This is a genomic window from Exiguobacterium sp. USCH10 (genome assembly GCF_037619445.1).
Taxonomy (GTDB): Bacteria; Bacillota; Bacilli; order Exiguobacteriales; family Exiguobacteriaceae; genus Exiguobacterium; species Exiguobacterium aestuarii_A.
The window spans coordinates 1-14,443 of sequence record NZ_JAQPZO010000004.1 but is presented as its reverse complement, the minus strand read 5'-3'; the positions used below and the strand labels follow the sequence as shown (position 1 = coordinate 14,443).

The 14,443-nt window shown below is 44.9% G+C and carries 15 protein-coding genes; 2 read left to right on the top strand and 13 right to left on the bottom strand.

Annotated features, from left to right (window positions below; genetic code table 11):
- Nucleotides 1-164: 164 nt before the first annotated feature.
- The 5 genes from fumC to PQI28_RS08325 form a co-directional block, all read right to left on the bottom strand.
- Entirely contained in the window at nt 165-1,568 is a 1,404-nt protein-coding gene (fumC, locus tag PQI28_RS08345; RefSeq protein ID WP_214761861.1) for a class II fumarate hydratase, read from the bottom strand.
- A 103-nt stretch (nt 1,569-1,671) separates the two neighbouring features.
- On the bottom strand, nt 1,672-2,064 hold the full coding sequence (locus PQI28_RS08340) for a reverse transcriptase-like protein (RefSeq protein WP_339962979.1): 393 nt from the start codon (nt 2,062-2,064) through the stop codon (nt 1,672-1,674).
- On the bottom strand, nt 2,045-2,827 hold the full coding sequence (locus PQI28_RS08335) for a 5'-3' exonuclease (RefSeq protein ID WP_214692097.1): 783 nt from the start codon (nt 2,825-2,827) through the stop codon (nt 2,045-2,047). Before PQI28_RS08335 ends, PQI28_RS08340 begins: the two co-directional genes overlap by 20 nt.
- Nucleotides 2,808-3,758 (bottom strand): CobW family GTP-binding protein, encoded by a 951-nt coding sequence (locus PQI28_RS08330; protein WP_339962978.1) that lies wholly within the window; start codon nt 3,756-3,758, stop codon nt 2,808-2,810. Before PQI28_RS08330 ends, PQI28_RS08335 begins: the two co-directional genes overlap by 20 nt.
- Before the next feature lie 15 nt (nt 3,759-3,773).
- The gene (locus PQI28_RS08325) at nt 3,774-4,952 is read right to left on the bottom strand and encodes an HD domain-containing protein (protein WP_339962977.1); all 1,179 of its coding nucleotides are present in this window, start codon (nt 4,950-4,952) and stop codon (nt 3,774-3,776) included.
- Nucleotides 4,953-5,107: 155 nt separating this feature from the next.
- On the opposite strand from PQI28_RS08325, the gene PQI28_RS08320 reads away from it, so the two are divergent.
- A complete protein-coding gene (locus PQI28_RS08320; RefSeq protein WP_224860837.1) occupies nt 5,108-5,620 on the top strand; it encodes a hypothetical protein in 513 nt (170 codons plus the stop codon).
- Between the two features lie 38 nt (nt 5,621-5,658).
- Here PQI28_RS08320 and hfq read toward each other — a convergent pair whose 3' ends face one another.
- The 8 genes from hfq to PQI28_RS08280 all read right to left on the bottom strand — a co-directional run bounded on the left by hfq (nt 5,659) and on the right by PQI28_RS08280 (nt 13,469).
- Nucleotides 5,659-5,907, bottom strand: coding sequence for an RNA chaperone Hfq (hfq, locus tag PQI28_RS08315; protein WP_012726185.1), 249 nt, complete (start codon nt 5,905-5,907; stop codon nt 5,659-5,661).
- Between the two features lie 27 nt (nt 5,908-5,934).
- Nucleotides 5,935-6,870, bottom strand: coding sequence for a tRNA (adenosine(37)-N6)-dimethylallyltransferase MiaA (miaA, locus tag PQI28_RS08310; RefSeq protein WP_339962975.1), 936 nt, complete (start codon nt 6,868-6,870; stop codon nt 5,935-5,937).
- A 269-nt stretch (nt 6,871-7,139) separates the two neighbouring features.
- Complete coding sequence (locus PQI28_RS08305) at nt 7,140-7,619, bottom strand: SMI1/KNR4 family protein (RefSeq protein WP_339962974.1); 480 nt, start codon at nt 7,617-7,619, stop codon at nt 7,140-7,142.
- Nucleotides 7,620-8,189: 570 nt separating this feature from the next.
- On the bottom strand, nt 8,190-8,786 hold the full coding sequence (locus PQI28_RS08300; protein WP_339962973.1) for an AmiS/UreI family transporter: 597 nt from the start codon (nt 8,784-8,786) through the stop codon (nt 8,190-8,192).
- Nucleotides 8,787-8,890: 104 nt separating this feature from the next.
- Nucleotides 8,891-9,751, bottom strand: coding sequence for a PPK2 family polyphosphate kinase (locus PQI28_RS08295; protein ID WP_339962972.1), 861 nt, complete (start codon nt 9,749-9,751; stop codon nt 8,891-8,893).
- A gap of 101 nt (nt 9,752-9,852) precedes the next feature.
- On the bottom strand, nt 9,853-11,382 hold the full coding sequence (locus PQI28_RS08290) for a M4 family metallopeptidase (protein ID WP_339962971.1): 1,530 nt from the start codon (nt 11,380-11,382) through the stop codon (nt 9,853-9,855).
- Between the two features lie 175 nt (nt 11,383-11,557).
- On the bottom strand, nt 11,558-12,556 hold the full coding sequence (locus PQI28_RS08285) for an ABC transporter permease (RefSeq protein WP_339962970.1): 999 nt from the start codon (nt 12,554-12,556) through the stop codon (nt 11,558-11,560).
- Nucleotides 12,549-13,469 (bottom strand): ABC transporter ATP-binding protein, encoded by a 921-nt coding sequence (locus PQI28_RS08280; RefSeq protein ID WP_224860829.1) that lies wholly within the window; start codon nt 13,467-13,469, stop codon nt 12,549-12,551. Before PQI28_RS08280 ends, PQI28_RS08285 begins: the two co-directional genes overlap by 8 nt.
- Nucleotides 13,470-13,587: 118 nt before the next feature.
- Here PQI28_RS08280 and PQI28_RS08275 point away from each other — a divergent pair, with 118 nt between their 5' ends.
- A complete protein-coding gene (locus PQI28_RS08275; protein WP_214745256.1) occupies nt 13,588-14,337 on the top strand; it encodes a GDSL-type esterase/lipase family protein in 750 nt (249 codons plus the stop codon).
- Nucleotides 14,338-14,443: the final 106 nt, after the last annotated feature.

The window sequence follows — 14,443 nt, the reverse complement described above, 5'->3', positions numbered from 1 at the left end:
GTCCCCCCTATGTTCGTACTCCCCGAATTCTCTTATGTATCGATTATGCGACTTCTACAGATAAAATACAACTATTTCCTTATTTATTTTCTATTGTTTTACATATCCCTAGTGCTTACGTCCTAAAATAGACATATAAAAAGCGGTCTTGCGACCGCTTTGTGTTATTTTTTCACTTTTAGGTTCGGTGATGTCATCTCTTCAGGACGAATCCATTGATCAAATTGCTCTTCTGTCAATAATCCTGTTTCCAATGCCGCCTCTTTTAAAGAAGTACCGTTTTTGTGTGCCAGTTTCGCAATTTTCGCAGCATTTTCATATCCGATATGTGGGTTGAGTGCTGTGACGAGCATGAGCGACTGTTCCACGTTACGAGAAATCACATCATGATTCGGCTCGATCCCGATTGCACAATGATCGTTGAATGAATGTAGGCTGTCCGTCAAGAGACGACAAGTCTGTAAGAAGTTATACATGATGACCGGTTTGAAGACGTTCAGTTCAAAGTTCCCTTGGCTTGCCCCGAAACCAATCGTCGCGTCGTTACCAAGAACTTGGGCGGCAACCATCGTGAGCGCTTCACTTTGTGTCGGATTGACTTTCCCTGGCATGATTGAACTTCCTGGCTCATTTTCAGGAATCGTAATTTCGCCGATTCCCGCACGTGGACCCGATGCCAACCACCGCACATCGTTCGCAATCTTCATTGCATCCATCGCTAACGCTTTTAAAGCACCATGTGTAAAGACGAGTTGATCATGACTCGTAAGAGCGTGGAATTTGTTTACGGCCGTGACAAACGGTTTACCTGTCTCTTCAGAAATCTTTTTCGCCACGACTTCCCCAAATTCAGGATGGGCGTTGATTCCGGTACCGACAGCTGTTCCACCGAGAGCAAGCTCTGTCAATGGTTCAATCGTCCGTTCAATCATTTGTTTTGAGAGTTCAAGCATCCGCACCCAGCCGCTGATTTCCTGACCGAGCGTGACCGGTGTCGCATCTTGAAGATGTGTGCGTCCGATTTTGACGATATCCATATACGCTTCCGCTTTTTGCGAAAGAGTTTGGTGAAGGGCATCGATTGCCGGCAAGACGTCATCTTGCACGGAAAGGATGGCCGCAATGTGCATCGCTGTCGGATACGTGTCATTCGAGCTCTGCGATTTGTTGACATCATCATTCGGATGAATCCAAATCGATTGCTCACGCGCATGCAATTTGATATTCGCAATATTCGCGATCACTTCGTTGACGTTCATGTTTGATTGGGTACCCGATCCCGTTTGCCAGACGACGAGTGGAAATTCAGCGTCGTACTTACCTTCTAAAATCTCATCGGCTACTTCCGCAATGATTTCAGCTTTCTCTTCTTCCAGTACTCCAAGTTCAGCGTTGGCGAGAGCCGCCCCTTTTTTCAAGATTGCGAAGGCACGTATAATCTCAAGCGGCATCTTTTCTGCACCGATTTTAAAGTTCTCAAGACTACGTTGCGTTTGTGCTCCCCATTTTGCATCAGCCGGGACTTTAATTTCCCCCATCGTGTCCCGTTCGATTCGATAATCCTTCATGCTAAATTCCCCCTCTATAGTTGACTACGCTTTCATTTTAGCGAAAAACCATCTAAAAAGAAACGACTCAATCCAAAAAGCGACCAAGAATGATCTTAGTCGCTTACTTCGTTCCGTTTAATGCTTCACGTGCAATGACATCTGCACGATTTTCTGCACGAGGAATCCATTTGATAAAGACGTTCGGTAAATCATCATACGCAATCAACGCTTTGAGAAAGAGGGGTTTGGCCGAGGAATCTTTCATGAAACGTTGCTCCAACGCACGAACAATCACTTCCGCATCGGAGTAGAGCATGAATGACGTCTCTCCTTGCATCGTATGCGCCATTTCAAGTGCATAGGCACAAGCCGCTAATTCTGCATGGACACTGGACAAACCTTGCGCTTGACGCTTGAACGTCGAGACCGTACCGTCTGATGACTTAATCCAGACACCAAGCCCGTTCTCTTCGGTTGTCTGATTTGTTGCTGCGTCAAAATAAATGTGAACCAAATCGATACGCCTCCCAGTCCGTATTAATAGGCGCATGGATATCAATTTGTGACAGACGTTTAGATAAGAGCGCAATCTCTTCATGCCCGTCTAATTTTTTTGCAAACTTCTGATGTGGTGCCTCGAGCGTTGCATTTTGAACGTGCGTGTAGAGCGTTTCGACCGTATCGTAATGTTGAATCAAGATGGTTGCCGTTTTTGGCCCGATGCCACGAACGCCAGGGATATTATCCGAAGAATCACCTTGTAATGCTTTCACGTCGACAAACTGATATGGTTTCACCCCATACATCGCTTCAAACGAACTCTCATTGACGAGTTGTTCTTCACCTTTTTTCGGCATGATTTGAAACACGTTTGGTGACAATAATTGTAGTAAGTCACGGTCAGAGGAATAAAGATATGATTCTCCTGGGAACGCTGTCGCCACAGCTCCCATCAAGTCGTCCGCCTCATAGCCGGTCAATTCTGATTGTAGAATCCCTCGCTCGTCCAAGGCCGCTCTCAATTTGACATAGTCTTCGAAAAGCGGTTCCGGGAGTCCGTTACGCGTCGCTTTATATTCAGGATAAAGGGCATAACGATGCGTGGTTTCTCTCGTCCCGTCCCAAAAGAAAGCGATGTGTGAAAAGTCCGTCGTCCAAGCATCGACTTTTCGAAGCAACCCTTTCACCGTCACGTCTGGGTCGAGTGCTCTTCTCCGCTCCGTTGCAAAATAATAACGTGATAATAAGTTAAATCCATCAACGAGAATGAGTTTCATCTTGCTCCACCTCACATGCTTTTAATCCTCGTGCCAATGCATCGGCATCTAGTTCTTTTCCAATCCAGACGAATACCGAACGGTTTCCTTCATGTACCTCATTCGCAAACGTCGCGCCCATGAGTTGATTCGTTGCTTGAATGACAAATTTTCGATTCTCATCCTTTAGACGAACGATTGCCTTCATCCGATAGATTGAATCCTCATAATGCATCAATACCTCACGAACATATCGCGTCACGCGTTCACGAGAGAGCGGAAGATCTGCATTCAACGTGACGGCCCGAAGCGAAGAGACAGATTCGGTCGCTTCTGTTAGACGACTCAATTGTTCTTCATCGACTCGCGACAGTTGGAACGTATTTTCAAGAAGGTCAAATTCCCCTTCCGTCTGGACCGTTTCCACTACACGAACGGTCGGATTGATTTGAGTGATCCGTGCTCGAGCGTGTTTCAATTCCTCGCTCGAGAGTAAATCTGTCTTGTTTAATAAAATCATGTCTGCATACGCGATTTGATGAATGCCTTCTTTGAATAGGTCACGATTCATTTGACTGGCATCGACGACAGTCAAGATGGCGTTCATCTTAAAATGTTGACGTAAGTACTCATCATAATAAATCGTCTGGATGATTGGGGCCGGGTCGGCAACACCAGTCGTCTCGATGATGATTCGGTCAAACGTCTCCTTCTTTGCCACGAGTTGATAAAATGTCTTACTCAAATCATTTTGAATCGAACAACAAATACAGCCATTCGATAGTTCGATTTGCTCCTGGTCCATCTTTACAATCAACTGTTCATCAATATTGACCGCCCCGAGTTCATTGACAATCAAACAAATCTTCTCATCTGTCGCAGCGAGTAGACGGTTCATATACGTCGTCTTTCCTGCTCCTAAAAATCCGGTCACTAACTGAACGGGAATCATAGTACCACCCTTTTCTTACAAATCTTCATGAGCACGAGCCCATTTCTCATAGCGTGCGTCTAATAAATCAATCAAGTGAAGCATCCACGCTTCTGTCGTCATCGGTAATACACTCGAACCCCACTCACGTTTCCCATGATGCGATAAGATCATATGCCAAATACGGTGATGGACATCAATCGGCAGACGGACGTCTGCACGACGCAGCGTTTCTTCGAATAGAAGTCCACCATACGGCATATGCCCGATTAACGTTCCTAGCGGATTGATGGAGATCCCTGTCGTCTCACTCGTCCCTTCGACTGGCGACAGTTTTTCAAAACGGTTCGGGCTCGATAACAGGTGACTGTATTCATATATTTTTCCGATGTCATGGAAGAGGATTCCTAGCGCAAGCTCATCCCAATTGAGTGGTTCCTTCCGCTCTGCCATCGCTTCACATGCCGCATATAATGATTCGAACGTACCTTTATAGGCTTGTTCGATTTTAACACCGTTCATCGTATTCCAAAGGTCGACTTTATGCAACTGCTCGGCTTCTTTGATCACACGAAACACCATTGCCAAATAGTCGTCCTGCTCCTGAATCCGGTATCCGAGACGCAACATGCAGGCTGTATGCTTCAGCAATCCTCCTGCGTAATTGTGATGGTGATAAAGAGCTGCAGGTGAAAGTACAAAGTCATCCCAGACGAAATCGAGGAGTCCGTAGGCAATCTGTTGATAGGTCGGTGATAACGTATCGATTAAACTGAACAACTCATCTGCAAACTGTTCGATCGTCTCATCACCCGGTAACCCTGGGAGTAAAGAAATCGCCTCATCTTTTGAAATCGGTTGGACACGATCGATTGTAATCGACTTAGCACCGTCCGGTTTCGGATAGACATCGATTTTCCCGGACAATTCGATGACACCCGATTCATAGATCGGAAGTAGTTCACTCTCATTTCCACGTAGCCAATGCTTCGCACGCATCATCCCGCTCGCCGTCGTGACACTTAACTGTAGCCATTTCGCCCCGCTTTTCCCTTCTCTCACTTCTACCGTACTAACGAGCGCTTTCGTCTGAACAGGAGCCCCGTCTGGCAACTGATCTAACCGCTCTTTCGATTTTTCAATATGTGGTATCTGAAATCTTTCACGGTTCGTCGATAAACCTGTGACCGAATCAATTTGGTGATAATAATTCATGAACATTCCCTCCTCGTATCTTCTGACATTGTATCGCGTTTCTACACATTAGGCGAACATACTTTCTAGTAGGGTCATGATTTCACATTCATTATATTGAAAGCGCTTACGATTATTGGTACGATAAAGATAGTTCTACAAAGGGGGAAACGATAATGATTTCATTAATCGATACGTATGAGCGTTTCATCGCCTCGGGGGAAGCGACACGTTATGCACAAGAGCAACAATCCATCGAACATATTCTACAAGCATCTAGTTGTCCAATAGAGATGAAGGACTTAGAACAGTCCCTCACTCATCTTTCCGGTAATCCATATACAAAAGATGAGTCACTCGATAAAATCGTCGAACACGAGATGAAAGGCGCCATGGCCGCTCTCGAGCTATCTGGTTATCCACTTCAAACACCACTTGCGAAAGCGGTCATCCTATCTGCTTTCACACGTACGAACCGTCTTAACATTGATAAATTGAAAGAACTTAGCCATGCCGACCTTCTAGTCCGGATCCAATCGGCAGAACGCGCATGGAAACGCACATATACATTGTTACACCGTTCGACACCGACACAAATTTGTGGCCAAATGGATTCGCTCCTCGGTGGCTGCGCCGTCCAGCGCGTCCTAGAGGCAATCAAACAGCCCGGTACGTCAAAAACAGCATAAGAAAAGGAGCGGTCCCCGGGCCGCTCCTTTTCTTATGCTTATCCTTCTGTTACTTCGACTGCATCTGGCTCGTATAACGTGACGTTACGTGCAGGTGAGAATGTTGAGATCGCATGCTTATAGATCAACTGTTGACGACCTTCTGATTCGACGATGACAGTAAAGTTATCAAATGATTTGATGACACCTCGAATTTGAAACCCGCTCACTAAAAAGACGGTCGTTGGCACCATTTCTTTTCGGAGTTGATTCAAAAAATGGTCTTGGATGTTGTAGCTCGCTTTCATGCTGGATTCCCCCTAGTCTTTATCTCTTTAAAATAATCGGAATTTTCGAAAAAACCCCTCTACATCATCATAAATATTTTTATATGATAGTTCAAATGATTTTCGCCCCATATCCACCCAAATTCCATCAAATTGATGACGGAACCACGTCAATTGACGCTTTGCGAACTGTCTCGTATGTTGTTTCAACAAGTCTGTCGCACGGTCTTTCGAAATTTTTCCCTCAACATACGGAATGATTTCCTTATACCCGATGGCTCGCATCGCCTGAGTATCTCGATATCCTTTCGCCATCAAGCTCTCTACTTCCTCAACAAGTCCTGCTTCCATCATCGCATCGACCCGTTGATTGATTCGGTCATATAGAAGTTCCCGGTCAGCATGGAGGACGAATAATCGGTAATCATAATGTTCAGACGGCGCGCTATCTGTCGTCTGCGTATCACCTTGCATCGCTACTTCGAGTGCTCGCACGACGCGACGGACGTTATTCGGGTGAATCGTAGCCGCACGTTCGGGATCAAGTTGAACTAACCTTTGATGTAACGCCTCACGTCCTTCGACTTCTGCCAACCGTTCGAGATCAGCCCGCAACGACTCGTCCACAGGTCGTTCCACAAATTCATAGTCATATAAAATCGAACGAATGTACAAACCTGTTCCTCCGACGATAATCGGTAGTTTGCCACGGGCATAAATATCATCAATGGCAGCACGAGCCAACTGTTGAAAAGCTGCGACACTCATTGCGTCATCCGGGTCACAAATATCAATCAAATGATGCGGGATTCCTTCGGCTTCTTCTTTCGTTACTTTTGCCGAACCGATGTCCATGCCCCGGTATACTTGAACCGAGTCACCTGAGACAATCTCGCCGTCGAACGCTTTCGCGAGTTCAATACCCGTCTTTGTTTTTCCAACAGCAGTTGGTCCGACGATGACGACGACAGGTGTTTTTTTCATACTTCTCACTCCTCAATTAAAAACCCGTCTCCTCATGAGACGGGCCATCAAATTCTTCTTTTTATTCTATCATCAAATACGACGGCAAACAGCATCCAACCACATAAAAGTAATCCGAGTAATAACACGAGTCCATCACTCATCTGCTTTCGCCTCCTTTAGCATCCTCATTCCCACTTTTCACATTTTAGACACAAAATAAACGAGAAAAAAGCACACTCGTGAAGAGTGTGCCAACTAAGATGTATGAGCAACCTACTAATTAAACCTTATCTTCTGAACCAATCCCAAAAATGGGCACCTTGCGCGACAATTAAGTAGTCGAGCCAATGTGTATAATCCATGGGAAGTTTTTCAATGTCATCTTCATAAGTCAAAAATTCTCCGACCCAAATGTAGTTTTCATGTTCGTTGACGACCTCACAAACAATCCATTCTCCATCTATACCAGCGCCGACGGGGATAAACTGCTCAGGACATTCCCATATTTCTCGATACTCGTTGATTTCTTCCACACTAAACAGTTGAATCCTTCCACCGTATGTGGGATGGACAAATAGCTGTGCGCCGTTATGTAAAGTTAAAAAATCAATCATTTGAGATGGTGAACGATGCGGTAATCTAGCCAAATCGTCCTTAGTAGCAGGTGGCTGAAACGTAAACAGTTCTGTTTCCACATAGCCTTCTTCCCGCTGCACTTCTAATCTATTATGAATTAATCTTTTTTTTAATGCTTCTAATGCGATCATTATATTCACACCAATCATTTAGTTTATTGGGCTACGAGTAGTTTCAAGAATTAAATTAACTTTTTTCCCCATTTATCATAAGATGTATTTAATAAAATATACTAACTAGAGGTGTTATTTACAAGTGAAGAACAAAAGAATTTATAGTTTGATTATTTTCATAACAATTGTTGTAGCATCGTTAATCATATATGTTGGGTACGAAAAAACAATTAGAGAAGAATTTTTGATTTCCACTCTAGAGAACTACTCACAAGTCGAGAGTCAAGATTACAAGATTGCCTCATCATCCGTGACGAAGTTTGGTTACATATATGAATTAGAATTCCTAGATGAACCTCACATAAAGTATGGATTCTACGTCAAAGAGACAAAAGAAAATCAATACTATTTATTGTATTACTCATATGGCGTGGATGGAAACTACAATAGAAATGCAAAAAGAGATCAATTATTCAGTCAAACGATTAATAATTTTTTATAGTTGTTTTCGTTTATTAAAAAATGAGATAACCTAGTGAGAACATGCTCACTTAGTTACCTCATTTTTATTTATTGTCATATCTTTATTCAAGCCACTTCTACGGTCTGTTTCGTTCGTTTGACGGAGACGATAAAGTACAGAATCGCTGTTCCGCTCGCTGCCCACCAGATCATGTCATACAATCCAGTCATGAGTCCTGCCATCCCAACCATCGCCGGGACGATCAGCGTCAACCATGACAATACGAGAGCGACACGTGCTGTGATCGCCTCATTCGCTCTGCCAAGTCCCATTCCAAAAAAGAAGAGACCCCATAATAGTGACCAGAAGAACCATGTCAACGCACCCATCGGATCGGCTACAGCGATTGCCATCACTCCGTAAAAAGCGGCTGCGATTGAGACGAATAACGAGAACCAGCCGACGCCACGTCCGTCTAGATTCAAAATGAACGTCACACCGACATATAAATATGTGAACGCGAACAAGTAAATGCTCGCGAGGCCGAACTGCTCTTCAGGACTTGCCCCAATCAGTAACCATGTTGCGATAAACGTTTGCAAGATTCCCGTGAACAAACTAAATACACCGGCACTCTTCATATCGACCTTCCCGAGAAGGACAAGACTATTTAAAAATAGCGCGACGCCACCAAATAATAAACTTACGTTACCCACACTCATTACCCCTTTGTACAGATGTCTGACCTCTATTCTACTGTATCACTTTAGCTTGAATTCGCTTTCAGTGCAAGGGGATTTTTAATTGTTCACGAGAACGTCATCCGTTATTCATTTTCAAGTATTTGAATCGCCTCATCGATGCGTTCTTGCTCTTCATCTGAAAACGTCGGATATTGCGGGTCGATTCGCTCGAGGACATCGATCATGACGGATGAAACGATATAGCGACTGTACCACTCGTCGTCTGCCGGCAAAATATACCACGGTGAAACGTCCGTTGATGTGTGAGTGATCATCTCTTCAAAGATTTTTTGATAATCATCCCAATATTGCCGTTCTTCCACATCGCTGAACGAGAACTCCCAATTCTTTTTCGGGTCTTTCAGTCGTTCGAGCAAACGATCCCGTTGTTTATCTTTCGACACATTAAAAAAGAATTTGATGACTTCAAATCCATTTTCTTTCAAGTACAATTCGTAATCGTTAATTTGACGATATCGCATCTCCCACACTTTTTCTTGATCCTCTTCATTCGGAAGTACCTCGTCCCCCAACAAGTCATGGATACGAGGAGCAATCACTTCCTCGTAATGAGACCGATTCAAAATACCTACTTGACCTCTTTCCGGTAACAGGTCGTGCATTCGCCATAGATAGTCATGCTTCTTCTCTGTATCGGAAGGTTTCTGGAATGCATTCGTCTTTAACCCTTGAGCATTCAAGTTCGAAAAAATGTAGCTGATCGCCTCGTCTTTCCCACCTGCATCAAGTGCCTGTAACACGACGACAATCCCGGTCTTGCTCTCGGCGTACAGTCTCCAATGTAACTCTTTTAATCGTTCTACACTGTCCGGAATCAGTTCATCGGTCAAAGTCGAATCATCGGGTTTATCTTTCACATGGGTATAGAAATCACTTAACTGAATTTGCTTGTTCGGTGCAGCCATATATTCTTTTAGATTCATGTTATTTCTCCTTTTCAGTCATCATTCCAATTTGATTTACCCCAAATCGACACAAAAAATCCCTTCCGAAATATTTCGGAAGGGATTTCTCGATTAGACTCTTAGTAGATTCCGACAGCGTCAAACGATTTCGCAGCCGATACTGCTTGTGGGCTAGTCGCACCGTAAAGATCTTTCGCCGATTGAACGACTGCTTGGCGAAGGCTTGAGAAGTTAGACGTTGGCGTCAAGTAAACATTGAGCGCGCGGTAGTAGATATCCCCCATCTCCATAACACCGACTCCTTGGACAGATACACCGTAGTGTGATCCGCCGTTACCCAAGAGGTATGCCGCTTTATTCACGATTCCAGAGTTGATGTGCACACCACCATTATCTTGTGTACCTGTGTAACGTTTCGAGTAGTGGTCTGGGTCTCCGTTTGCTGCCGGGTTTGCCATCGAACGAAGGCCGTCTCCCGCTACTCCAGGTGTGTAGATGTCCTCCCCTACCAACCAGTCGAAGTCTGTACCAACACTGTACTCGGCAACTGTACCAAAGATATCCGATACCGCCTCGTTAATTGCGCCAGACTCGTTCTGATAGATCAATCCTGCTGTATACTCCGTGACTGCGTGAGTCAATTCGTGGGCAACAACGTCAAGTGCCCCAGAGAGGTATGTGAATGTCTGACCATCTCCATCACCGTATACCATCTTGCTACCATCCCAGAACGCGTTGTTGTAGCTACGGCTATAGTGAACCGTCGAGTTGAGAGCTGCACCAGCGTTATCATAGCTGTTACGTCCATACGTGTTCTTATAGAAGTCATACGTTTTCGTTGCGTTGACGTGTGCCGAGACTGCTGCACGGTCGTATGTCGTGTTCAAGATGTTATCGACATCAGCCCAAAGTGAACCTGGAAGGCGTGTACGGTTTCCAGCATCGTACGTATAGATTCCTTTTCCACGTGTCGAATCTTGTAAGTAGTAGTATGAACCACTCTTCGTTGTCTTGAACGTCTGACTATATCCAAGAACATCGATCCCTGTTCCTGTGTATGTAGTTCCTGTCACACCGTTCGTCGGTTTTGCGTGTGCTAACTGATCGAATTTATTAAGAACTTCTCCTGTTCCAGCATCAATGAAGTATGTCCAACGTGACGGCTCTTCGGCATCTAAAATCGTTCCGGTCACTTGATACGCGTAGACCGACTTGTCTCCATTTGGATAGACGATCAATTCCGCTTCAGGTTCGAGTTCGTAAGCACCTTTATGTCCGACAAGCGCTTTGTAGCTTGCGATGGCTTTCTTCTCGCTCAATTTGATTGATTTATGTAGATTCTTTACTGATTTTGCATCATCTACGACCGTTTTCAATTGTCCGGCTTCATCAACGACACCTACAACGACACCACCGAATACCGGAACACCGTCTACCGTCTGTTGTAACTTGACGACTTTACCAAGTTTGTCTGATTTCGACTCGATCGTTTTGAATTCACCTTTTGCTTTCACGAACTCTTTGACGATTGTCGTCGGAGCACTTTCAGATGGTTTCGTCAACGTGCCTGACTTCAATTCTGCCGCCCCGACCAATTGTGGTACGAGTAGGACACCTGCGATTAATGATGTAGATACAACTTTTTTCATGTGTTTGCCTCCTTTGTGATGATTCTTACTTTACACAGTTTCCCACAAACAATGTATCCAACTTTTTAATTATTTTGACAATTCTAAATATTGAGTCATAAGCACTATTTAGTTCTTATTAATAATCATTTAGCCACTAAAAAAAGTGCCACCCAGGAGGGTAGCACTATAGACATTAATATACATCTTTTTGCGTAAAGTGATAAAACGCGTACGCGAGAGCGGCCATCGACCAAATGAGAATGACGACTAGAGAAAACGGTAGAGTCATCCCTTCAATCGGTGGAGCTTGTCCTTCCAAGTAGGTATGAAGGCCGAAGTTGACGTTCACCAAGTACTTCGAGCTATCCCAATTTGATCCAAGCGACGTCAAAAGCGGTCCTGAAATGAGGACGGCCATCATAATCCCGATTCCGGTCGCCGTATTTTTCACCAATACCGAGATCATAAGTGAGATTGTACCGACGGCAGCTACAACAAGCCATGAGAGTCCCATCGACATGAGCAAGTATTCCCACATCGGCAAGGTGTGGACGAAATCGGTTGAGAAAGTTCCAGTCGGTGAAGCTTGGAAGCCTGTCAGGATTGGAGCTGCCCAACCATCCCACCCGAGAACAATTCCGGATATGGCGTAACTGACGACGGCGGTTACAAATATTAAAATTGACGTATACAAAAGTGTCGTCAACCATTTAGCAAGCAAAATTTTATAACGCCGTACCGGTCGGGACAGTAGCGTCTTGATTGTCCCGTCGTTATGCTCCCCACTGACGATATCTGCCATCAAGACGATGATAAAGAGTGGTAGTACGAGCGTCGTCCCTTGCGAGAAGAAGACACGCATAAACGTTGGAGCGCCTGGATAGTTCGGGTTGATATCATTATCTAAATAGTATTGGTTCTGTTGGACACGGAATTCTAAAATCTGACGAAACTCGTCTTGGACGTTGGCAGAAGCGAGTCGGTTTTGTGTATCGATAATTTCTTGCTGAAGATCAACACGCCAATCAATCGTCCCTTGCTCTTCACGTTGCTTCTCGATTTGCCGATAGTTCGCGTATGTGAACATCGAGACGAGTACAATCAGGATGATCGAGACGACCATCAACCTACGCTTCCGATGAATTTTTAATACTTCATTACGTATGAGTCCGAGTAAAGATGGATTAGGCAATGTGATCACCGCCCGTCAAAGTAATGAAGAGATCCTCTAACGTCTGCACACGACGCTCGAGTCCGAACACGTCGACATCTCGTTCCATTAAGTATCGATTCAACTTTGCCGTCTCCTCGACGTTCATCGAGATTCGAATCGTTCGCTCATCGATCACGTCCGCTTGATCGATTCCTTCATAACCTTGAACGATTGGCAGCACTTCAAAGCTATTGGCAACGTGCAAATCGACCGTCGATGCGAGTTCTTCAATCAAAGCATCGACCGTGCCAACTTTGACAATCTTCCCGCGCGACATGATGGCGACGCGATCCGCCAACAATTCAATCTCGGCCAAGATATGACTCGACACGAGAACACTCAGCCCCGTTTCTTCGACAAGTCGACGAATGAAAAGTCGTAAGTCGCGAATCCCCATCGGATCAAGTCCATTCGTCGGTTCGTCTAAAATAAGAACGCGTGGATTGTTCAATAATGCCTGTGCGATTCCGAGCCGTTGACGCATCCCGAGCGAGTATGTCTTCACTTTATCATCGATGCGAGCAGTCAGATCGACGAGGTCGATCACTTCTTGAATTCGTTGATCGTCCACATCAGGCAACATGCGGGCGAAGGCTTCTAAGTTCTCACGTCCAGACAAAAATTTATACAGCTCCGGATTCTCGACGATGGCTCCGATCTGATTCATCGCTTGAACGAACTGTTTATCGACACGATAGCCACAAATGGATACATTACCTTTCGTCGGTTTAATCAATCCGACGATCATCCGAATCGTCGTCGTCTTCCCGGCACCGTTCGGTCCTAAAAATCCGAACACCTCACCTGGGTTGACTTCTAACGAAATATTATCGATGATCGTCTTTTTCCCTATCACCTTTGTCAATTGATGTAGCTTTAAAGTCGGTTCCATTGTCTCACCTCTTTCTTTATTCTATCGGACAAAATCAAATCTGTCCTATTCGAACATTCACATAGGGCACATCGTCACATTTTTGATATGATGTCTGTATAGAAAGCGAGGTCAGCCCATGAAACATTCGAAATGGTATGCATTTTTAAGTGGCGCCGTACTTTTGACCGGAATCGCCATATATGGTCTTTGGATTGGTTATCAAGATATCGTCAATCCGCCAGAACGAACACTTTCCGTCTCTGAAGACGAACGTCCTGAGCCAGAAGGAGACATCTATGTCGCCCTCGGCGATTCCTTGACTCGCGGTGTCGGCTCGACGTCAGGCGCGGGATATGTACAACCTGTTAGTACAGTACTAGAAGAAGATGGGGTTCGTACACAAAATTTAGCTGTGTCTGGGGCACGTACTGAAGATTTACTTGCTCAACTTGAGCAACCCGAAGTACGTCGGACAATTGAAAACGCACGATATATTACGTTGACCATCGGCGGAAACGATTTGTTCAACCGTGGGGAGAACGTCGACAACTTTGAATCTGTCGATATTCAACAAGTGGTCACGGATGCAAAGACAAATCTTGAAACGATTTTTTCTGAGATCCGTGCGCTGAACGACTCAGCTACGATTGTCTACATCGGCCTATACAACCCGTTTCAAAATGATGAAAATGGACAAGCGTTCAATCAGCTCATCCTCGATTGGAACGCCTCTGCGAAGCAATTAGCGAATGCGCAAAATATCGATGTGATTGACCCTTTCGCCTATATCTCTGACTTATCACGTGATCTCGCGACCGACCAATTCCATCCGAGTGACCGCACGTATGAAAAATTCGCGAATGATGTACTTTTCGTCCTCGAATAAACAAAATCCTCGTCAGCTTGACGAGGATTTCAGCTTGTTGACTAACATGAATCATATCGCTCGCCTGTCCGGCGCCCACGCTTTCCGCAGGCAATCCCGGAGCCGC

Bases quoted from the DNA above. Each gene is read 5' to 3' on its own strand.
- fumC (WP_214761861.1), bottom strand. From the start codon at position 1,568: ATGAAGGATTATCGAATCGAACGGGACACGATGGGGGAAATTAAAGTC.
- PQI28_RS08335 (WP_214692097.1), bottom strand. From the start codon at position 2,827: ATGAAACTCATTCTCGTTGATGGATTTAACTTATTATCACGTTATTAT.
- PQI28_RS08330 (WP_339962978.1), bottom strand. From the start codon at position 3,758: ATGATTCCCGTTCAGTTAGTGACCGGATTTTTAGGAGCAGGAAAGACG.
- PQI28_RS08325 (WP_339962977.1), bottom strand. From the start codon at position 4,952: ATGAATTATTATCACCAAATTGATTCGGTCACAGGTTTATCGACGAAC.
- PQI28_RS08320 (WP_224860837.1), top strand. From the start codon at position 5,108: ATGATTTCATTAATCGATACGTATGAGCGTTTCATCGCCTCGGGGGAA.
- hfq (WP_012726185.1), bottom strand. From the start codon at position 5,907: ATGAAAGCGAGCTACAACATCCAAGACCATTTTTTGAATCAACTCCGA.
- miaA (WP_339962975.1), bottom strand. From the start codon at position 6,870: ATGAAAAAAACACCTGTCGTCGTCATCGTCGGACCAACTGCTGTTGGA.
- PQI28_RS08305 (WP_339962974.1), bottom strand. From the start codon at position 7,619: ATGATCGCATTAGAAGCATTAAAAAAAAGATTAATTCATAATAGATTA.
- PQI28_RS08300 (WP_339962973.1), bottom strand. From the start codon at position 8,786: ATGAGTGTGGGTAACGTAAGTTTATTATTTGGTGGCGTCGCGCTATTT.
- PQI28_RS08295 (WP_339962972.1), bottom strand. From the start codon at position 9,751: ATGAATCTAAAAGAATATATGGCTGCACCGAACAAGCAAATTCAGTTA.
- PQI28_RS08290 (WP_339962971.1), bottom strand. From the start codon at position 11,382: ATGAAAAAAGTTGTATCTACATCATTAATCGCAGGTGTCCTACTCGTA.
- PQI28_RS08280 (WP_224860829.1), bottom strand. From the start codon at position 13,469: ATGGAACCGACTTTAAAGCTACATCAATTGACAAAGGTGATAGGGAAA.
- PQI28_RS08275 (WP_214745256.1), top strand. From the start codon at position 13,588: ATGAAACATTCGAAATGGTATGCATTTTTAAGTGGCGCCGTACTTTTG.